Here is a 20,192-nt window from a genome sequence, read left to right as displayed (position 1 = left end):
TCTTAAGGCGTGCAGGCCTTGAGGGGACCGATCCCCGGCGTGCAGAGCTGGGGGTGCGGCGGCAGCGCCGGCGGGCCGGGCAGCGGCGGCAGCGGGGGCGGCCCCGCCGGCAGCGGGGGTAACGCCGGCAGCGGGGGCAGGGGCGGCGGTCCCGCGGGGAGCGGGGGCAGGGGCGGCGGGCCCGCGGGAAGCGGGGGCAGCGCCGGCGGGCCCGCGGGAAGCGGGGGCAGGGCCGGCGGCCCGGCGGGGAGCGGGGGCAGCGGCGGGGCGGCGGGAAGAGCCGGCAACGCCGCGGGAACCGCGGGCAGCGCCGGGAGGGCCCCCGGCGAGGCCGCCAACACCGCCGGGATGGCCGCCGCCGCGCCCGGGACGGCCGCCGCGGCGGCGGGAAGGGGAAGAACCGGCAGGCTCGGGACGCCCAGGGTGAAGTTGGCCGGGAGCAGGCCGGCGTTCTTGAGGTAGACGAGCGCGATGGCGGCGGTGGAGAGCGTGCCCACGACGCCGGTTCCGACGCCGACCACGGTGGTTCCCACGCCCACGACGCCCTGGACGATCGACAAGGCGGTTGCGGCCCCGGCGGGTGCGGCCTGGATCGCGGCCGCGCCTTCTAAGGCGCCGGGAAGTTGCGGCAGGACCCCAGCCGCGGCGTCGGGCAAACCCGAGTCGAACCCGCCCGGGAACGACGCGGCCGGTGCGCCGCCTCCCGATCCGCCACCCCCGGGCACCGCGCGAACCGCGGACCCGCCGGGCGTGGCGGGTCCACCGGGCACCGACGGATTGGTCGCCTCCGCGACCGGCTTGGGGGCGTCTCCGCCGGTATTCGCCGCGGGAGCGGCCTGCGTGCCGGGCGCCGACGGCGGTGTCTCGGGCATCAGGACCGACGCCACCTTCTGGCAGGGGGCCCCGCCGTTGCCGCAGGGTCCCGCGGCCGGCAGCGGCGTGCTGACCGAGGTCAGGGGCGTGACCGCCAGCGTCCCGCCCATCAGGGCGGACGCGACGGCGCCCAGGACAGCGATTCTCATGACGGCCCCCTCCGGCAGTCGACTCGCGATCGGCGCGGGTCAGTCCCTGAAGCTTAAGCAAAAGCGGCACGTGGCGTGGGGTGTTAGCCGAAATTCACGGCCGCGGCTCCGATGCTTCACCGGCCGGCCCCCTAGCCGGCCTGGGCCGGTGTCGCGACCAACGGCAGCCCGACGATCGGGGCCGCCTTGTGCAGGCATTCCTCCCATTCGGCGTCGGGATCGGAGTCGGCGGTGATCCCGCCACCAACGCCCAGCACCGCGCCGCCGCCCGCGTCGAACTCGACGGTGCGAATCGCGACATTCAGCTCGCATCCGGCGATCGGGGAAGCCAGGCCGATTGTTCCGCAGTAGATGCCGCGGCGGCTGTGCTCCCATTGCGAAATTAGTTGCCGCGCACGGTGTTTGGGGGTACCGGTCACCGATGCCGGCGGGAAGGCGGCGTCCAGCAGGGCCGACGTCGGTAGCTCGAGGGGGACGCGCGCCGACACCGTGGACACCAGGTGCCATACGCCCGGCGCGCGCCGCACCACCAACAGCTCGGGCACGGTGACCGTGCCGACGGTCGCCACCCGGCCCAGGTCGTTGCGGACCAGGTCCACGATCATGATGTTTTCCGCGACGTCCTTGGCCGACGCCCGCAGCGCCGACGGCCAGGCATCGAGCGGCAGCGTGCCCTTGATGGGGCTGGACGTCACGGTCGCACCGCGTCGGCGCAGGAAAAGCTCCGGGGACAGCGACGCCACCGCGCCCCACGGCCCCGCGACGTAGGCCGCCCGGGCCGGTGAGGTGCGCGCCACGCCGTCGACGAAGAAGTCCAGCGGAGCCCCGCTGACCGACCCGGTGAATTGCGTGCATACGCAGGCCTGATAGACCTCGCCGGCGCGGATTGCCTCCAGGCAGGCGAGTACCCCGCCGTGGTGCGCGGCCCGGTCGGGCCCGCCCCAGTCGATGCGGCAATCGCGCGGCGATGCCGGCCCGGCCGCCAACGCGGCGCCCAGCCACCCCGGCATCGGTGCGCCGGACAGGCTTTCGTACCACCAGGCCCCGTCGCGGTCGCGGCGCAGGACACAGTCGGTCCAGCCGCCGGCGGCCTCGGGGATCCGGTTGGCCCGGCCGTCGGCGGCGGGATCGGGATAGGACAGGTAGCCGACCCAGCCGCCCCCGACCGCTTCCGAGGCGGGCGCGGGCGTGCCCAGCCGGACCGCGAAGGCGTCGTCGACGGCAACCGGCCGCGCCGCGAGGCTCGGCGCGATCACCGCCAGCGAACCGAACCACTCGCCGGTCAGCGCGGCGGGCGGCGGCAACCCCAGGCGGCCGGCGGCGTCACCGACGGCGCGCAGCACCCGGGGCGCGGCGCCGAGGTCGCCAAGCCGGTCGGTTCGCACCGCCCTAGTCTGCCGCCTAGCCGCGGCTGATGTCGCGAGCGGTGGCCATGGCCGCCAGCTTCTCCGGGTTGCGCATCACGTAGAAGTTGGTGATCTTGTCGCCGGCGATCTCCAGCGTGATCACCCCTTCGAGCTGTTCGCCGAGGTAGAGCAGCACGGCCGGGGCGCTGTTGCACGTCACCATGTCCACGCGCGCCCCGGCAAAGCCGGCGGCCTTGCGCATCAGCCCCACGATCGCCCGGGCCACCCGCTCGGCGCCGACCACGGGCCGGCGGGCGGCGCTGACGATGCCGCCGCTGTCCGCCGTCCAGGTGGCGTCCGGGGCCAGCATCGACATCAGCGCCTCCACGTCGCCGCTGGCCGCGGTGGCAAGGAATTGAGCGGTGATTTCCGAGTTGCGCTCCGCATCCGTTGCGTCGAAGCGCTTCCGCCGCGCCCGCACGTGTTCGCGTGCGCGATGGGCGACCTGACGCACCGTCGGCGCCGGCTTGCCGACCGCCTCGGCGATCTCGCCGTAGTCGAAGCCGAACACCTCGCGCAGCACGAACACCGCCCGTTCGTCGGGGCTCAGCGTCTCCAGCAAGACCAGCATCGCCATCGAAACCGATTCCGCCAGAACGACATCGGCCGAGGGGTCCTGGTCGTCGAGGAGCAGCGGCTCGGGCAGCCACGGCCCCACGTACTCCTCGCGGCGGCGCGCGTCGGCCCGCAGCGCGTTGAGCGCCTGCCGGGTGACCAGCTGGGCCAGATACGACTTGGTGTCGCGCACGGCCGACAGGTCGACGTCGGCCCACCGCAGGTAGCTGTCCTGCAGCACGTCGTCGGCCTCGGTCGCCGAGCCGAGGATCTCGTAGGCGATCGTGAACAGCAACGGCCGCAGCACCGTGAATCGTTCGGCGTGCTCGGTCGAACGGGTCACGGCAGTGCGACCTGTTCGTCGGCCGGGGACTGCGCGACCCGCCTGCCGCCCTTGAGCCAGAAGTACGAGCCGGGCTTGGCGGCCTCGCGGCGAATGAACCACAGCGTGCCCTTGCACACGGTCTCCTTCACCGACGCCGCGAACCGACCCCCGACGTACAACTCAACCGGGGTGTCGTCCTTGCGGGCGAGCTGGATGGTGCCGTGCGAGCGGCCGAGGCTGATGCACTGGCCAGTGAAGGCCTGGTTCAGCAGCGCCGGGGCTTCTCCCGCGATGCGGCTGAGCACCGTGTTGGCGGCCTGGACCCCGAGCGGGCCGGCGGCTTGGCAGCTCATCCGCAGTGGCTGCCCGGACGGCGCGGCCGCGTCACCCGCGGCGACGATGTGCTGGTCGTCGATGCTGGTCAGCGTCTCGTCGGTGAGCAGCCGGCCCCGCGAGTCGGTGCTCAGCCCGCTGCGCGCGGCCAGGTCCGGCACGGCGAAGCCTGCCGTCCACACCGTCGCCGCGCTGGGCAGCACGGCGCCGTCGGTGAGCACTACCGCGTCCCAGCGCACCTCGCGCGCGGCAGCGGACTCGAGCACGTTGACGCCCAGGTGGCGCAGCTGCTTGGCCACGGACCGCCGGCCCTTCTCGCTCAGCGAGGGGCCGAGGATGCCGCCGCACACCAGGGTCACGGGGCGCCCCAGCTCGGCCAGTTCTGACGCGGTTTCGATGCCGGTCAGCCCGCCGCCCACGACGGTGACGGGCGAAGCCAGCGGCAGGTCGGCGAGGGCGTAGCGCAGCCGTTGCGCGCTTTCCAGGTCGGCGACCGAGTGCGCGTACTCGGCGGCGCCCGGCACGGTCAGCGGCATCGCGCCGGTGCTGCCGACGGCGTAGATCAGGTAGTCGTAGTCCAGCTCGGCGCCGGAGGCCAGCACCAGGCGGCGGTCGGCGGCCTCGATGCGCTCGACGGCGTCGATCACCAGCCCGATGCCCTCGCCCAGCAGCGTGTCGTAGTCGGCGATCGCCGCGCTGGTGTCGGCGACCAGCTGGTGCAGGCGGATCCGCTCCACGAACACCGGACGCGGGTTGACCAGGGTGATGTCGACGTCGGGGCGCTGGCGCAGGTGATTGGCGGCCAGGGTTCCGGCGTATCCGCCGCCGACGACGACGACGTGGGTTCTTGGGGCGGCCGGCTGGGTCATTTCTGTCTCCTACTCTCACGGAACTCGTGCCCTTGAGACACCGCGGGCCGGCCGACCGTGACAGTCCGGGCAGAGCTGTGAGCCGTTTCACACGCCCTTGGGGACGAAGACGAAGTTGTTGACGTAGACGCCGTGGGCCGCCCAGCCGTCCTCCCGCCCGCCGATGTTGGCCGGGTCCTGGTGCCGGGCCGCGTCGAACTCCTCGATCGGCCGCCGGCCGTCGCCGGTGTCGAAGTGGCCCTCGTACCCGAGTCCCGTCAGCAGCTCGGTGATCGCGGCAACGGCGCCGCGGTGATGGCGTTCCTCGGCCTCCACCAGGACCGCGGGCCGGTTGCGCGCGAGCGTCTGGGTGGCGCCGCGCAGCACGGCAAGTTCGTGGCCCTCGACGTCGATCTTGACCAGGCCGACGTCGCCGAGGCTCAGGTCGTCGAGCCGCTTGACCGGCACCTCGATGCTCTGCACCGCGTCACCGCCGGCGTCGCCCAGGGCGTTGTCGGCATCGATCGTGCTGCGGCCCGGGTCGGATTCCACCACCCGCATCGTGGTGACGCCGGGCGTGTCGGAGAGTGCGACGGCTTCCACCCGGACCGGCGCGCCGACCGCGTCGAACATCGACGCCAACTCGCGCGCCTGGGCGGGTCGGGGTTCGAACGCGATCACCGAGCGCGACGACGCGAGCATCGCGATCGTGAACTCGCCGACATCGGCCCCGATGTCCAGCGAGACGCGGTTGGGATCGCACAGAGACGCGACCAGCCGCACGTCCGGGCGCGCCTCGCCGAGGCGTTGCAGGATGCCGTACTTGCGGCGCCAGAACAGCCGCGGCGCCAACGTCTTTGCCGCCGGCGCGAGCCAACGTTTGGCCGTGCGTCCGACGGGCATCTGCGGTGGTCTCCCATCCTTTTTGGGGGCTTTGGGGAGCCGGTCTCAAGCGGGCCCCGCGCCGGGTCGGAAATGATACGCTTCGCATCTATTCGTGACCTGCCCCGGGCCGAATGCAGCCACCGCGAAAGTATGGGGCTCCCCAATGCGCATCGGCGTGCATCGGGTGAGTGCAAACTGGAAGACGAACATCCCCTGATTGGGCCCCCGAACGGGCCAGGCCCAGCTGGGACACGCCCATCGGAGGAGTCCTTGCCGCGAAGCCTGGATCTCGTCGTCACCTCCGTGGCCACCCAGCTGATGGAGGCGACGGGATCCACCGCGACCCAGGTCAGCGAGAAGGTGCTCGCGCAGCTCGTCGAGCAGTTCGATCTCGACGCCTGCTTCCTGCGCCACCACGACCACGACATCCGCGCCTCGGTGCTGGTGGCGGAGTGGCCGCCGCGCACCGACGTTCCGGACCCGGATCCGCTGGCCGTCGTCCACTTCACCAGCGCCGACCCGGTGCTGGCCCAGTGCGAGCACGGCCGCAAGCCGGTGGTGATCCGGCCGGAGCAGAACAACCGCGGGTTCGGCTGGCGGCTGGGCGGGTCCAAGCAGCCCACGTCGCCCTCGGTGGCCGCTGCGCCCCTGGTCTCGGGCGAGGCCACCACCGGCGTGCTCGGCTTCGTCAAGAACGGCTCCCGCAAGTGGAAGCAAGAAGAGATCAACACGCTCGAGGCCATTGCCGCGCTGTTCGCGCAGCTGCAGGCGCGAATCGCCGCCGAAGAGAAGCTTCGCTACCTGGCCGAGCACGACGACCTGACCGGCCTGTACAACCGGCGGGCGCTGGTCGCGCACCTGTCCGAACGGCTCGCGCCGGGAAGCCCCGGGCCGGTCGCCGTCTTGTACCTCGACCTGGACCGGCTCAAGCCGATCAACGACTACCTGGGCCACACCGCGGGCGACTGGTTCATCCGGGTGTTCGCCCAACGGATCCGGGTGTGCGCGGGCAACCAGAGCATGATCGCCCGGCTCGGCGGCGACGAGTTCGTCGTGATCCCGGACCAGCCGATGTCGACGGGAACGGCGGAGTCGTTCGCCCGCCGGCTGGGGGCGATGCTGCGCGAGCGGCTGGCCATCGGCGGACACATGATCACCCGCACCGTCAGCATCGGGCTCGCGGTGGGCATGCCGGGTCGCGACAACAGCACCGACCTGCTGCGCCGGGCCGACGAGGCGGTGCTGACCGCCAAGCGCGCCGGCGGCAACCAGGTGGCGCTGTCCACCGACGACATGTCGCTGAAGAGCGCCTTCCGCAACGACATCGAGCTGCACCTGCAGGGCGACATCGACAGCGAGGCGCTGCTGCTGCACTACCTGCCCGAGGTCGACCTGTGGACCGGCGCCATCGTGGCGGCGGAGGCACTGGTCCGGTGGCGGCACCCGATCTGGGGCCTGCTGCTGCCGGACTCGTTCATCGGGGTGGCCGAATCGACCAACCTGGCCGGTGAACTCGGCCGGTGGGTGATGCGAAGCGCCTGCGCCGAATTCAGCCGGTGGCGCGCCAACGGTGTGGGGCAGAGCGCGAGCCTGCGCATCAACGTATCGCCCGTCCAACTGATCACCCGCGGCTTCGTGCGCAGCGTCGCCGACACCATCGACGAGTTCGGCATCGACGGCGGATCGGTCTGCCTGGAGATCACCGAGCGGGCCGTCGTGCACGACATCGAAACCACCCGCAAGACCCTGCACGAGCTCAAGGAGGTCGGGGTCCAGATCGCCATCGACGACTTCGGCACCGGCTATGCGGTCCTGTCGCACCTGAAGTCCCTCCCGGTCGACATGCTCAAGATCGACACCGGGTTCGTCCGCGACCTGGGCACCAACGCCGGCGATCTGGCCATCGTCCGGGCGATCATCGGCCTGGCCGAGGCGTTCGGCCTGCAACTGGTCGCCGAGGGAGTCGAAACCCCCGCTGCCGCACTGACTTTGATGCAACACGGGTGCCACCGGGCGCAGGGCTTCCTGCTGTCCCGGCCGGTGCCGGGCAACGCGATGGAAGCGTTGCTGTCCGCGCGCTGGATGCCGATGCCGTTCCTCGCCGACCGCGAGGCGCTGTCGTTAGGCGCGATCTAACCCCGGTGACGATGCTCCGTTCATTCAAAAAGAGCGCTGCCGCCGTTATCGCGTGCACGGCGCTGCTGCTGAACGGCTGCGGCGGTCACCCCAACCCGGGGCCGCTGTCGGCGATGGTCTTCCCGGCCATCCCGCCGACGGTTCAGGAGATCGCAAACCCGTTGCGCGGTCAGTACGAGGATTTGCTGGTTCCGCTTTTCCCGCAAGGCAATCCGGCCCAGCAGCGATACCCGGCGTGGCCCGCGTCCTACGACGCCAGCCTGCGCGTCTCGTGGCGGCAGCTGCAGCCCGTCGACCCGCACACCCTGCCGCCCGACGCCCCCGACGATCGCCGGTTCGACTTCAGTGTCATCGACGACGCGCTGACGAAGCTGGCCAACCGCAACATGCGGATGACGCTTCGCGTGTACGCCTACAACTCCTGTTGCAACGACTCGTATCCCGACAACACCAACCTCGCGATTCCCGACTGGATGCGGTCGTCGTCCACCAGCTATCCGGCCCCGCCGAACAGCCCCACCCCCGGGGTGACGCAGGTGGTGCCGAGCTGGAACGACCCGGCCTACCTGGGCGCGTTCGGGCAGCTGCTGGCCGCGCTGGGCCGCCGCTACGACGGCGACGAGCGGCTCAGCGTTTTCGAGTTCTCCGGCTACGGCGATTTCAGCGAGAACCACATCGCGTACCTGCGTGACGTGTTGGGCGCCCCCGGCCCCGGGCCCGACGAAAGCGTCGGAATGCTGGGCTATTACAGCCAGTTCCGGGATCAAAGCATCACTAAGGCATCGATTCAGCAGCTGGTGGCGGCGAACGTCGACGCCTTCCCCCACACGCAATTGGTGGTCACCCCGCAGAATCCCGAGATCGTGCGCGAGCTGCTGGCCGACGACGTCACCAAAAAGCTGTCGGCGCCGGTCGGCATCCGCTCGGATTGCCTCGGCGTCCAGGCGCCGTTGCCGGCCTGGGCCGAATCGAACGACTCGCAATACGTGCGGTCAAACGACGCCGTCGTCAACGCGATCAAGCAGCGGCTGGCCTCGGCGCCGGTGATCACCGAGTGGTGCCAGTTGCCGAACGGGACCGATCCGCGGTCCTACTACGAGAAGGCCCTGCACGACGTGGTCAGGTACCACGTGTCGATGACGTCGAGCGCCAACTTCGCGGACCGCGACTCCCGGTCGGCGATGGACCCCAGCCTGTTTTTGCTGTGGGCCCAGGCGAATATCTCTGCGGGCTACCGGTATTCGGTCGAGGCGCGGCCGGGGTCGCAGTCAATTCAGGGCAAGACGGCGAGCATATCCGTCGCCTGGACCAACTACGGCTCGGCCGCGGCCACCGAGCAGTGGACGCCGGGCTACAAGCTGGTGGATTTCACGGGGGCGGTGGTCAAGAGCCTGCCGGCGACGGTCAACCTCAAGACGCTGGTCAGCGACGACACCAGCTCCTCACGCGAGGAGGCGGTCCCGACGACGACGACGGAGTCGGTGCGCGTCGACCTGGCGGGCCTGGCGCCGGGCCACTACACGCTGCGCGCCTCGGTGGACTGGCAGCAGCACAAGCCGGGCGCCTCGCACGTGGTGAACTACGCGCCGATGTCGTTGGCGCGCGACGGGCGCGACGGCGCGGGATTGTATCCGATTGCGACGCTGGACATTCCGCGCGACTCGACCACCTCAGCCAACGGGCAGTGACCTATTGCCCGTGCGCGGGAGGGCGGCGGCCAGTCCCAGCCACAGCCGGGCCAGCGACTCGTGCCAGCGCGGCAGGCCGAAGTCGACGGCGCGGGCGCGGGCGGCGGCGCCCAGCCGCGCGCGCAGGCCGTCGTCGGTGACGAGCGCGCCGAGCGCGTCGGCGATCTCGGCGGGCGAACCCGGCTGCACCACGATGCCGGTGACCCCGTCGCTCACCGCCTCGCCGATGCTGCCGACGGTGGTGGTCACCGGCGCCAGGCCGTGCGCCATGGCCTCCAGCAGCGCCATCGGCAGGCCCTCGTCGCGGCTGGGCAGCAGGAAAATGTTTGCGGCGCAGAGCAGTTCGTCGCGGGCCGCGGGTTCCAGCCAGGCGGCCACGCGAACCGTATCGCCCACCCCCGCCGCCGCGACCGCGGCGCGGACCCCGTCGACGTCGCCGTCGCCGGCCAGCGTGACCCGAAGCCGCTCGCGGACCGGCCCGTCGAGCGCGGCCACGGCCGAGACGATGTCGTAGCTGCCCTTGCGCGTCCCCATCCGGCCCAGCGCCACGGCGTGTACCCGGCCAACGCCCGTTTGGGCCACGGGTGTCTCCGGGATGCGAACGGCATTGTGCAGCACGCTGATTCGATCGCCGGACAGCCCTAACCGGTGCGAGTACTCGTCGACGTGGCGCCGCCCCAGCACCACCCAGTGGTCGGCGACGAGGGCGCGGCGCACCGCCGCACGGGCCGGTGCCGGCAGCCGGTCGAACCAGCCGCCGAAGTCGTAGCTGTGACCGTGTACCACCGCCGGCACGCCCGCCAGCCGCGCCGCCCACAACGGCACCGCCTTGCGGACGACGCTGCCGCCGTGGGCCATGTTCACGTGCAGCACGTCGGCGCGGCGGCGCATGAGCAACCAACTGGCCCAGAGCATTCCGCGTACGCCCACCAGCAGTCGCACCCATCGCGACCGGTCCACGTAGGTGGGCACGGCGCTGACGCGGATCCGCTCGTCGGGATGCGCGGCCATCAGGGCGGCGACCGTCGCCATGCCGCCGCGGCTACTCGCGTCCGCGGGCGCCGGCCCCACCACCAGCACCCGCACCGGCCCGCTCACCGCGTCGCCCCGGCCGGAATCAGGGGCTCGGTGGCGGGCTCGATAGTGGTGTCGACGTCCTCGCCGGACACGCGGGACCGCTGCCACAGGCGGGCGAACGCCAGGGCCGCGCCCAGCGCCATGCCCAGCGTCATGGCGTTGGCCGGGTCCTCGGGCAGCGGGTCGACGACGCTCATCACCAGCAGGCCGGCGCTGACGGCGGCGCTGGCCTTCGCGGGCGCGGATGCGCTGCGCAGCGCCCGGATCAGCGGCGTCAGCGCGAACACCGCGAAGGCGGCCATGCCCACCGCGCCGGATTTCGCCAGCCACCACAGGTAGAAGTTGTGCGAATAGGTGGTGCCCAACGTGTTGGTGAATTCGTCCGGGTCGTTGCCGAACGGCTCCTGATAGGCGTAGCCGAGGCCGTGGCCGAACACCGGCGCCTTGGCGATGGCCCGGTTGAGGTTGGCGTCTTCGGCCAGCCTGGCCAGCGTCGAGGAGTCGACCGCCAGCGCATTGCTCGACACCCCGCCCAACACCCGGTGGCTGAACCCGGTGATCTGATCGCCCAGCCAATCCCCGGCCGTCGAGTGCTGCAGCAGGAACAGCGCGCCGGGCACCGCAACGGCCAGGATCCCCGCGCCGGCGATGGCCAGCCTGGCCGCCCGGCGCAGTGACGACCAGCCCAGGGTGGCGAAGAATGCCACCACCGCCGCCACCCCGAGGGCGATCAGCGTGTTGCGGGAGAAGGCCAGCACCGAGATGATCAGCGCCGGCAGGCCCAGCGCGAGATACCAGACGGGCTTGAGGCGGCCGACGATCTGGGCGGCCACCAGCGCGGCCAGCACGGCGATCGCCGGTGTCAGGGTGGCGGTGATGACGCGGTTGGCCGTGTCGCCGGTGTCGGTTTGCAGGCTCTCCAACCGCCCCGCCAGCCGCAGCCCGCCCGAGGAGCTGGCGACGGCCATGCCGGCGGAAAACCAGAGGGTGAGGACCATCGCGTGGACCGACAGCTTGACGTAGTCGCCGTACACGATCACCAGCGCCAGGACGAAACCGCCGACCACCTCGAGCAGGAAAGTGGCCTCCCGCACCACGATTGGGGCGGGGTGGCCCATCGCGAATCCGACCGCGGCGAAGTAGGCCACCGTCAGCACGAACATCCCGGGCAGCAGGTATTCGGAGAAGCGCAGCCGCACGGCCGGCAGCACGAAGCAGATGGCCAGCACCAGCGCCACGTGATAGGCGTTGATCGACACGGGCCCTATCACTTTGGCGACATGCAGGCCCTGGGGCAGCGCCGCGAACGCCAGGAACAGGGCGACGCCGATCATCGTCGCGGGTCTCGTCCAGTAGATCACCAGGCAGAACGACAGGCCGATCAGCATCACGCCCTGGGTGGTGTTGCGCACGGACAGCACGCCAAACACGAAGCACCCCAGCGCGAATGCCGTCAGCACGGCCCCGGACATCGCCAACCGGTGCCGATTGCGCAGATACAGGATCACCCCGGGCGGCCCACCTTGGTCCGGTAAGTCCGGGCCGCGGCCCGGGCGTGCCGGGGTATCCGCGCGTCGGTCAGCACGGTGCCGACGACGTCGGCGCCGGCGGCGCGCAACGCGGTCAGCGCGTCGGTGAGCTCGTCCTCGGTGGTGCGCCCCGCTCGGACGACCAAAACCGTGGCCTGCGCGGCGCCGGCCAGCAGGCCGGAGTCGGCCGTCGCCAGCACCGGTGGGCCGTCGATCACCGTTCGGTCGAAGGTGGCCGACACGTCGGCCAGCACCTTGTCGAGCACCTCCGGCAGGTACGCGCTGCTGGGCAGCGTGTCCCGGCGGACGGCCCGCGCCGCCAGGATGAAAAGCCGCGGAATCGACGTCGGCTTAACGGCTTCGGCCGCGATGTCGGGGTCGGACAGCGCGTTGCCCAGCCCCTCCCCGGAGTCGACCTTTAGCAGGCCGGCGATCACCGGTCGGCGGGTGTCGCCCTCGACGAGCAGCGCCTCTTCGCCGGATTCGGCGAATGCCCGGGCCAGGTTCACCGCCGTCGTCGTGGTTCCCTCCCCGCCGAACGGCGCCGTCAGCAGCACCCGGCGCGCTCCCGGTTCGAGCGCGCGCAGCAGGCGCGCCCGCAGGCCGCGGACCGCGTCGTCGAAAGAGATGTCGGTTCCGAACCGCGGTGCGCTGCCGCGCTTTCCGGGTAGTTCGGCCAGGGTAGGCAAGTTGGAGAGGCGTTCCAGTTTGGCTCGGTCACGCACCGAGCGGTCGGCCGCCTCGCGGGTCAACGCCGCCCCGGTGCCCAGCAGCAAGCCGGCGGCAAGGCCCATGGCCATGTTGCGCACCGGCACCGGCTTGATGGGGCTGTCCGGCACGCCGGGCTGCTCGACGATGGTGGCCCGGGCGATCGGCATGTTCGGGGCAAGGGGCTGGGGCGGCGTCGCCGCGGGCTGCGCCGGCTGCGGCACGACCGAGGGTTCGGCCGACGGGGTGGCCTCGGCGCCGGCTTGCGTCGCCGGCTGGCCGTCGGTGTCCTGCGCGGCGGGCGGCGGTGGCGGGGGCGTCTGCGCCGGCGGCGCCTGCGGCGGTGAGCTGTTCACCAGCGCCACCGGGTCCTTCGGGTTCACACCGAGGGTGCCGACGAGCCCGGTGAACGTGTCCGCCATCGCCTTCGCCAGTGTCGCAGCACGATTCGGGTCGGTGTCGGTGACCGAGATGGTGAACAGAGTCGACTTCGGCGTGTACTCCACGTGGGTCGCGCTCGCCAGGGCGTCCGCGCCGATGGGCAGGTGAAACTGCTTGACCGCGCGCTCCGCGACCGCGTGGCCGCCGGCGATCGCGGCGTACGACGACAGCCGCTCCTGCGCGGCCTGCGTGCCCTGATACACCTGGGCCAGGTCGGTCTCGCCCGAGAACGAGATGAGGACGGTGGCCGACGACTGATAACTCTTCGTCTGGAACGCGGTGACGGCCGCGGCCCCGGCGAGGCAGGCCAGCAGCGCCCCGACGAACAGCTTCCAGTGGGCCGCCAACGTTCGGACAAACGTGCGAAAATCCATCGGCTAAAACCTTTCCCGGCGCCTGCCGGCGCTCTCGAGCTCACGCGCGCTGTGCGGCGGGTGCGTGACCAAGACCTCTGTGAGGATATCCAGCATGCGGTCGGCGACCCGGTCGACGCTGAAGCGCTCCGCGTAGTGGTGCGCCGCCTCGGCACCGAGGCGCGCGGCGGTGGCCGGGTCCGCCAGCCTGTCGAACGCTGCGGCCAGCCCCGCGACGTCGTCGACATCGACCGTCGGGCCGCCCGGCGGCTGGTATTCCGGCAGCCCGCCGATGGTGGAGACGATCGGCATCACGCCCAGCTGCATCGACAGCACCTGCACCCCGCTCTGCGAGGCGCGCCGGTAGTGGGCGACCGAACCCTTTGCGGCCGAGAGCGTTTCGACGACATCGGCGTAGCGGTACGGGCCGGAGCGCCACCGCGCGTGTTGCGGCAGCCGGGCGCTTCGCAGGGCGATCGGTCCGTCGCCGATCAGCACCAGCTCGTCGCCGCGCCAGCCGTCGCCGGTCACGTGCCGTTGCCAGGCCCGCAGCACCACGTCGATGTTCTTGTACGGGTTGAGCCGGCCCACCATCACGAAATCGCGGCGCCCCTCGGCGTGGACCGGCGCCGGCACGAGGTCGACGTCGAGGTCGCTGGTAAGCGGCAACGTGTGCACGGGCGTCCGGGCGACGTCTCGTCGGGTGCTGATGGCTTCCGCGACGTAGTCGCTGTAGGTGACCGTGGCCGCCGAGCGGGCGCCCCAGCGGTCGAACACCGCACGCTCGTAAGCCGGTCGCGCTTCGCCGGCGTCGTGGGGGCTGTCGTCGTGGACCAGCTGCACCCGGGGCACACCGCCGGCCAATGCCATCCAGCGTGGATCGCGGACCAGCTCGGTGATCACCACCTGCGGCCGGTAGTCGCGGATGCGCCGCCAGGCGGCGAGACTCGACGGCCAGGTTCCGGCCGCGCGGAACCGCGGGTCGAGCACCAGCTCGTAGTCGCGGGCGCCGTCCGACTCGGGGTGCTGGTCGGACGTCACCAGCAACACGTCGGCTCCGCGCCGCCGCAGCGCCTCGACCTGGACGCGCGCGAGGGGCCGCATCCACGGCGAAAGCCAAAGCACCCGAATGGGATTCATGTCAACGCCCGGTCCTTGACCGCGCCGGGGTCGATCGACCAGCGCCCCTCCAGTTGCGGGTAGGCCCGCCGCACCTCGTCGTACAGATCCGGCAATGTCAGCATGACGCGATCGGGGTCGGCCGCGATGAGCTGTTCGGGCGAGATGATGCCGACGTCGGTCCCGGGAATCCGGCGCCCCTGCTTGGCCGGTGACGCGTCGGCGACGGCCCGCAACAGTTGCCGGTCGACGCCGGCGATGTTGAACAACGCGGTGACGCGCGACCCGGCGCCGTACCCGTACACCGTGCGCCGGTCGCCCGCCTGCTCCCGCAGCCAGTCGCGCAACTGGGTGGCGTGACGCTCGGCGTCGCGCTGCAGACCGCCGACGACCGCCGCGTCGGTGATGCCGGCGCTTTGCTCGCGGCGCAGGATTTCCCCGGTGCGTTCGTCGGGGTCGACCTGGCCGTGCACGGCGGCAACCAGCACGGTGCCGCCGTAGAGATCGAACTCCCACGCCGAGGCCACGCTCATGCCGACCGCGGCGAGCAGACCGGTCAATGCCGTCAGCGAATAGTAGGCGTAATGGCTGTGGCGCAACGCATCCCATTGCCCCTGGGTCACGATCGTCAACAGCGAGTGGAATTGCAGCAGCAGCACGCCGTCGGGCGAGGTGGCCTCCGCGCGGAGTCGGAAGGCCTGCCGTTGGTCGGGTTCGTGCATGATGCCGAACGAGTCGAGCACGACGTCGCCCCGTTCCGCCTCGGCGAAACCGCGCTCCGCCAGCAGCGGCAACCAGGTTCCGCCGTGCGGGCTGCCGAATTCTCGTGCGGTGGCGCCGCGCAGCCAGCCCGCGTCCGCGACGCGCCGGACGGCCTCGGCCGCCTGGTCGCGCAAGGCCTGCGGCTCGATGCCGCGCGGCTCGGCGGCGGCGGTGTCGTCGTCGGCGAGCTGGGCCAGGCCGCAGCGGCCGCAGAGTTCCATCGCGAGCGGATGCGACGATTCCTCGGGGCGCACGGGTTCGGCGACCGGCGGGAAGTCGTCGCCGGCCGGCACGGTCCCCAGGTCGAGGACCCGTCGAAGATCGGTGCCGCCGCACCCCCGGCAGGTGCTCATCGGCGCACGCTACCAATTTCCGCGGCGTGCAGGGTCGGAAGCGGAAAGACGAGCCGGCCGCCCCACCCGGCGACGTACTGAAGCTGCTCGGTCAGCTCCGCCTCGAGGTTCCACGGCAACACCAGCACCACATCCGGGCGGTCTTCGGCGATGCGCTCGGGTTCGTAGATCGGGATCCGGGTCCCCGGGGTGAAGCGCCCGTGCTTGTACGGGTTGCGGTCGACGGTGTATTCGAGGAGGTCGGTTCGGATCCCGCAATAGTTGAGCAGGGTGTTGCCCTTGCCCGGCGCGCCGTAGCCGACGACGCGCTTGCCGTCGGCACGGCAATCCAGCAGGAACCGCAGCAGCTCGTGCCGGATCGCCTCCGCCCGGGGACGCAGTTGCAGGTAGCCGTCGGCACGGTGCAGACCCGCGGCTTCTTCGGCGCGCATCACCCTCTCCACCCGTTCGGTCGGCCGCGAGGCGATATCCGCCGAGCGGGCCCAGATGCGCATCGACCCGCCGTGGGTGGGCAGCAGCTCGACGTCGACCACGGCGAGCCCGGAGGTGGCCAGCGCGCAGATCGCCGAGAACAGGCTGTAGTACTGGAAGTGCTCGTGGTAAATCGTGTCAAACTGCCCGAGCCGCACCAGGTTCAGCGCGTGGTGTACCTCGATGCTCAGCCAGCCGTCGTCGTCCATCAGCCTGCGCAGCGAGCGGGTGAAGCCGCGCAGATCGGGGATGTGCGCGTAGACGTTGTTGGCGACGACGAGGTCGGCGGGCCCGTGTTCCTCGCGAACCTGGGTCGCCGTGTTCTCGTCCAGAAACGCTGTCAGCGTGGGGATGTTGCGCGCGCGGGCGGCGGCGCCGACGTTCTCGGACGGCTCGATTCCCAGGCATGGCACGCCCGCCGCGACGACGTGCTGCAGCAGGTAGCCGTCATTGCTGGCGACCTCGACCACCCGCGAATCCGGGCCAAGGCCGAGCCGCTGGACGGCTTCGTCGACGAAGCGCTTGGCGTGCTGCACCCAACTGTCCGAATACGAAGCGAAGTAGGCGTATTCGGTGAAGGTGTCTTCGGGCGTGATCAGCGCCGGTATCTGCAGCAGCAGGCAGTCCTCGCACAACCGCAGATGTAGCGGGTAGGTCTGCTCCGCAAGGTCGAGTTCCTCGACGGTGAGGAATTTCTCGCACGGCGGAGTGGCGCCCAGGTCCACGACGCTGAGCAGGCGCTCCGAGTCACACAACCGGCAAAGCATATGGCTCCCAATTCTCTGTGCGGCTGGATATTTGGGCGGGTTCGATGTTCAAGGCGAGCCGTTGGGCCCGCCGTCGGGTGCTGTCGTGAATGAGCTTGCCCAGGCCGTTCTGGTAGAGCCAGAGGCTGTTCTGCTGGCCGGAGAAGGACTCCTCGCCGGCCATCGCGCCCCAGGGCAAAAACCCGCTACCCAGCCCGACCCCGAAGACCCCCGCGATCGGCGTGCCGTACCGGTCCAACAGCCGCGCGTGCGTGTCGACCGCCGGGCCGTTGTGCGCCAACGGGACTCGCGTCCCGCGCGCGTTGTAAATGGGTGGTGCCGCAAGGCGGTAGCCCAGGGCCGGAATGATCAGATCGCAGTCGGCCAGCAGGCCGAGCAGACCCGCGCGGGACAGGCCGCCGATCGGCATGGCCACCGCGCGGTCGTCGGGCTCCGCCCCAGGCTTGCGATGCATGCGCCGCCACACTTCGCGGCCGTCGCCCTGCAACCCGCCCAGCCGATGCACGCGCCCGGTGGCCGCGCACACGTCGGATTCGGAGAACTCGTAGAAGTCGACGTGGGCCGCGGCACGCGACGCATAAGTGGGCCGCGGTTCGCTGCGATGCAGGATTTGGACGCCGCGGGGACCGGAGCTCAGCCCCGGAATCTGTTCCAGCAGCGTCCATGCCGCCGAAAATGCGCTGTGCGCCCCGCCCAGGATGACCACCCGCGGGCTGCCGTGCACGCGGGCCAGCCGTCTCGCCACCTCCTGCGCGCCGCCTCGGCTGAGGAGCCGGTGGCTGGACACGATCTTCTCGCGCCAGTCCCCGAGGTGGACGCCGGGCGTGACCTCGATCTCGGACCAGGACGCGTTCGGCCGCCCGCCGATCGCGACGACCGCGCTGGCGGCCCGGACCAGCGTGCGCCGCCCGTCGGCGTTGGTGGTGAACACCGCGACCGAGCCGTCGTCCTGCAGCCGGATCGCCTCGGCGCGTGTGCCGGTGAAGGCGCGGCTGTTCAGATGCCGGTCGAACTCGGCCAGAATGGCGGCACCGAGGCGTCGCTCGAAGCGATCGACGAGCTCCAGCGTGGGATGCGTGTCCCGGAAGCGTTCCAGTTCTTGCGCAACGGGATCGGCCCCGACGTCGGCGAGCAACGGGGCGCGATCCGGTCCGTCCAGGCACTCCAGGAAGGAGGTGCCGCGCGAGTCGGCGTTAAGGGCGTATCGGCCGAGCGTCCCGCCCAGCTCGTCGGCCTGCTCCACCAACGCGACGCCGCCGTCCAGCCACGCGCCCAGCCGACCGTGACGTGCCGCCCAGACCAGCGCTCCAGTCCCGGCCGGCCCACCGCCCAGGATCGCCGTTTCGTACCACGGAGTCGGTTCGATGACGGCCGCCCGTTCGCGACGCTTGGTGCGGCGGGCCGATTTCCAGTTCAGCCTCAACGCGCTCACAGCACGGCCTCGATGGCTTCGAGGTACTCGTCGGCCATCGCCTCCACCGTGTAATGCAGGCGCATGCGCTCGTGGCCGCGCCGTCCCACCGATGGCAGCGCGGCGGGGTCGGCCAAGATCTGGGCGAGGCATTCACGCCACGCCGCCACCGTGACGGGCTCGACGACGAAACCGGCCTTGCCGAAGTCCAGCATCTCCGGAACGGCACAAATCGCCGACGCGGCAACGGGTACCGCCCGCGCCATCGCCTCCAGGATGGCCAGCGGGAACGCCTCGGAGCGACTGGGCACGCACAACAGGTCGGCGTCGGCCAGCGCGGGACCCGGCCCGGCCGACCAGCCGCGCCAGTGCACCCGGTCGCGCAGCGCCGCGGGGGTGCGGGCCTGCAGCCGATCCCGGTCGGGTCCGTCGCCGAATATCGAGAGCTCCCAAGGCATGTCGGTCAGGCCACCGAGCGCATCGATCAGCAGGTGCGGGTTCTTGTGCTCGACGATGCGCGAGAGCATCACCAACTGCACCGGATCACCGGCGCCCCGAACGCGGGGCTGCGGCTCACCCGTCACCGCCACGCCGTTGGGCGCGACGAATCGGCGCCCGCCGAGTCGGTGCTGCGCAGTCAGCATGTCCCAATGGCGTTGGGCGAGGACGACGAAGCCGTCGCAGCGGCGCATGGCCGCCGCCAGTGGCCGCGAGTAGATGGGGCGGTCCGGTTCCGGGGGTACGTGCGGCGCGACCAGCCAGCGCCGGTCGCCGCCGCGCGCGCGCCACAGCGTGGCGAACCCGGTCTCGGTGTTGGTGTCACCGCTGACCAGCACCGCCGGGCCGGGCGGAACGTCGACGGCCGGTGCCCACCAGGGTTGGCGCACCACCCGCACGCTGTGCGGGACCTCCTTGATCAGCGGGCCGAACCGCTGCATGCAGACGATGGTGACCGGGTAGCCGCGCCGATCCAATTCCGCGGCCAACAGGGCCTTTTGGCGCTCGGCGCCGCCGTAGACCAGGCGGTTGGTGGTGATCACGATCGCCGGCTTGCCGCTGCGCCGGGTTGCCGTGTGGCTCATGGCGCGCCGCCGCGCCTCGCGCTTGGAGCGCTGCAGCCGCTCCAACAGGGTGGTGCCGGCCAGGTAGAGGTCAGCGTGATGTACGCCGTCCTGGTGTTCGAGCAACAGTGCGATGTTGGCGCGCAACAGGTCGCGATTGCGGCGGCGTTCCGGCGTCGAGACCTCCGCGCCGTGCGCGGCATCGGGCTCCTCCAACCGGCCGGCGGTCGCCGGATTACCGTGGTCGACGTCGATTTCGTCGGCCAGCAGGATGCGCCAGCCCGCCGCGCTGGCGCGGGCCTGCCAATCGGTCTCTTCTCCGTAGAGGAAGAACTCCTCGTCGAAGCCGCCGATTTCGTTCCAAGCCGCACGGTTGATGGCCAGGCAGGCACCGCCCACATAGCCGTCAATGCTTTCCGACTCGCCGGGCTGGCGGGCATACAGGTGCGAAATCGGCGTGCCGCGCAGCAGATCCGAATAGCCGGCGGCCGCGACCAGCGCCCGGCTCAGGGTCCGGCGCCGCGTCGCGATGTCCCACCGTTCCGGGCCGGGGGCGCCGTCGTCGTGCACCATGGGCGCCACGGCGGCGACCTTCTCCTGGCGAAGCAGCTCCCGGGTCCGCGCGAGCGGCCCCTGCAAGCGGGCGTCGGCGTTCAGCAGCAGCAGGTCGGCGTCCGGAGGCGTGTGCTCGACCAAGGCGTTAAACGCCGCGGCGAAGCCGAGATTGACCGGACCCAACACCCAGTGCACCTCCGGGTGTCGGGCCGCCAGCTCCTCGCGACCGGGGTAGGTGTCGCCGCTGTTCTCGTAGACGTACACCGGCAGCCCGGGCAGGTGTTCGGCGACGCCGGCCAGACACTGCTCCACCAGGTCGTGGCTCTTGTAGGTCACGATCATGACCACCATCGGCCGGCCGGACCTGGTGAGTGTGCCGACCGGCGG

General features: G+C 71.4%; 15 protein-coding genes. 2 read left to right on the top strand and 13 right to left on the bottom strand.

The window, feature by feature from the left end:
• Nucleotides 1–2: 2 nt before the first annotated feature.
• The 5 genes from AC5Y4S_RS12755 to AC5Y4S_RS12735 all read right to left on the bottom strand — a co-directional run bounded on the left by AC5Y4S_RS12755 (nucleotide 3) and on the right by AC5Y4S_RS12735 (nucleotide 5,392).
• Nucleotides 3–1,022, bottom strand: coding sequence for a hypothetical protein (locus AC5Y4S_RS12755; protein ID WP_500033100.1), 1,020 nt, complete (start codon nucleotides 1,020–1,022; stop codon nucleotides 3–5).
• 131 nt (nucleotides 1,023–1,153) lie between these two features.
• Nucleotides 1,154–2,407: an aminodeoxychorismate synthase component I gene (locus tag AC5Y4S_RS12750; RefSeq protein ID WP_500033099.1), complete on the bottom strand. Its 1,254-nt coding sequence runs from the start codon at nucleotides 2,405–2,407 to the stop codon at nucleotides 1,154–1,156.
• Between the two features lie 16 nt (nucleotides 2,408–2,423).
• Entirely contained in the window at nucleotides 2,424–3,326 is a 903-nt protein-coding gene (locus AC5Y4S_RS12745; protein WP_500033098.1) for an RNA polymerase sigma-70 factor, read from the bottom strand.
• Nucleotides 3,323–4,510, bottom strand: a complete 1,188-nt coding sequence (locus tag AC5Y4S_RS12740; protein WP_500033097.1) for an NAD(P)/FAD-dependent oxidoreductase — start codon at nucleotides 4,508–4,510, stop codon at nucleotides 3,323–3,325. The genes AC5Y4S_RS12745 and AC5Y4S_RS12740 overlap by 4 nt, the downstream gene beginning before the upstream one ends.
• 87 nt (nucleotides 4,511–4,597) lie before the next feature.
• A complete protein-coding gene (locus tag AC5Y4S_RS12735; protein WP_500033096.1) occupies nucleotides 4,598–5,392 on the bottom strand; it encodes an FkbM family methyltransferase in 795 nt (264 codons plus the stop codon).
• A 252-nt stretch (nucleotides 5,393–5,644) separates the two neighbouring features.
• On the opposite strand from AC5Y4S_RS12735, the gene AC5Y4S_RS12730 reads away from it, so the two are divergent.
• The gene (locus tag AC5Y4S_RS12730) at nucleotides 5,645–7,510 is read left to right on the top strand and encodes a putative bifunctional diguanylate cyclase/phosphodiesterase (protein WP_500033095.1); all 1,866 of its coding nucleotides are present in this window, start codon (nucleotides 5,645–5,647) and stop codon (nucleotides 7,508–7,510) included.
• Nucleotides 7,511–7,521: 11 nt separating this feature from the next.
• Nucleotides 7,522–9,198: a hypothetical protein gene (locus AC5Y4S_RS12725; RefSeq protein ID WP_500033094.1), complete on the top strand. Its 1,677-nt coding sequence runs from the start codon at nucleotides 7,522–7,524 to the stop codon at nucleotides 9,196–9,198.
• On the opposite strand, the gene AC5Y4S_RS12720 is transcribed toward AC5Y4S_RS12725, so the two are convergent.
• Genes AC5Y4S_RS12720 through AC5Y4S_RS12685 form a run of 8 tightly spaced genes read right to left on the bottom strand, consistent with a single transcriptional unit; the run spans nucleotide 9,181 to nucleotide 20,156 of the window.
• Nucleotides 9,181–10,296, bottom strand: a complete 1,116-nt coding sequence (locus AC5Y4S_RS12720; protein ID WP_500033093.1) for a glycosyltransferase family 4 protein — start codon at nucleotides 10,294–10,296, stop codon at nucleotides 9,181–9,183. The two genes, AC5Y4S_RS12725 and AC5Y4S_RS12720, sit on opposite strands and share 18 nt — an antisense overlap.
• Nucleotides 10,293–11,783 (bottom strand): O-antigen ligase family protein, encoded by a 1,491-nt coding sequence (locus AC5Y4S_RS12715; protein WP_500033092.1) that lies wholly within the window; start codon nucleotides 11,781–11,783, stop codon nucleotides 10,293–10,295. The genes AC5Y4S_RS12720 and AC5Y4S_RS12715 overlap by 4 nt, the downstream gene beginning before the upstream one ends.
• On the bottom strand, nucleotides 11,780–13,327 hold the full coding sequence (locus AC5Y4S_RS12710; RefSeq protein ID WP_500033091.1) for a tyrosine-protein kinase domain-containing protein: 1,548 nt from the start codon (nucleotides 13,325–13,327) through the stop codon (nucleotides 11,780–11,782). Before AC5Y4S_RS12710 ends, AC5Y4S_RS12715 begins: the two co-directional genes overlap by 4 nt.
• A gap of 3 nt (nucleotides 13,328–13,330) precedes the next feature.
• Complete coding sequence (locus AC5Y4S_RS12705; protein WP_500033090.1) at nucleotides 13,331–14,446, bottom strand: glycosyltransferase family 4 protein; 1,116 nt, start codon at nucleotides 14,444–14,446, stop codon at nucleotides 13,331–13,333.
• Complete coding sequence (locus tag AC5Y4S_RS12700; protein ID WP_500033089.1) at nucleotides 14,443–15,540, bottom strand: class I SAM-dependent methyltransferase; 1,098 nt, start codon at nucleotides 15,538–15,540, stop codon at nucleotides 14,443–14,445. Before AC5Y4S_RS12700 ends, AC5Y4S_RS12705 begins: the two co-directional genes overlap by 4 nt.
• Complete coding sequence (locus tag AC5Y4S_RS12695; protein WP_500033088.1) at nucleotides 15,537–16,778, bottom strand: methyltransferase domain-containing protein; 1,242 nt, start codon at nucleotides 16,776–16,778, stop codon at nucleotides 15,537–15,539. Before AC5Y4S_RS12695 ends, AC5Y4S_RS12700 begins: the two co-directional genes overlap by 4 nt.
• Entirely contained in the window at nucleotides 16,759–18,210 is a 1,452-nt protein-coding gene (locus tag AC5Y4S_RS12690; RefSeq protein WP_500033087.1) for a hypothetical protein, read from the bottom strand. The genes AC5Y4S_RS12695 and AC5Y4S_RS12690 overlap by 20 nt, the downstream gene beginning before the upstream one ends.
• Nucleotides 18,207–20,156: a glycosyltransferase gene (locus AC5Y4S_RS12685; RefSeq protein WP_500033312.1), complete on the bottom strand. Its 1,950-nt coding sequence runs from the start codon at nucleotides 20,154–20,156 to the stop codon at nucleotides 18,207–18,209. The genes AC5Y4S_RS12690 and AC5Y4S_RS12685 overlap by 4 nt, the downstream gene beginning before the upstream one ends.
• Nucleotides 20,157–20,192: the final 36 nt, after the last annotated feature.

It is taken from the genome of Mycobacterium sp. NGS64, from assembly GCF_059812245.1.
Note: the sequence above shows the minus strand (reverse complement) of the source record. Positions and strands in the feature narration are given on the sequence as shown.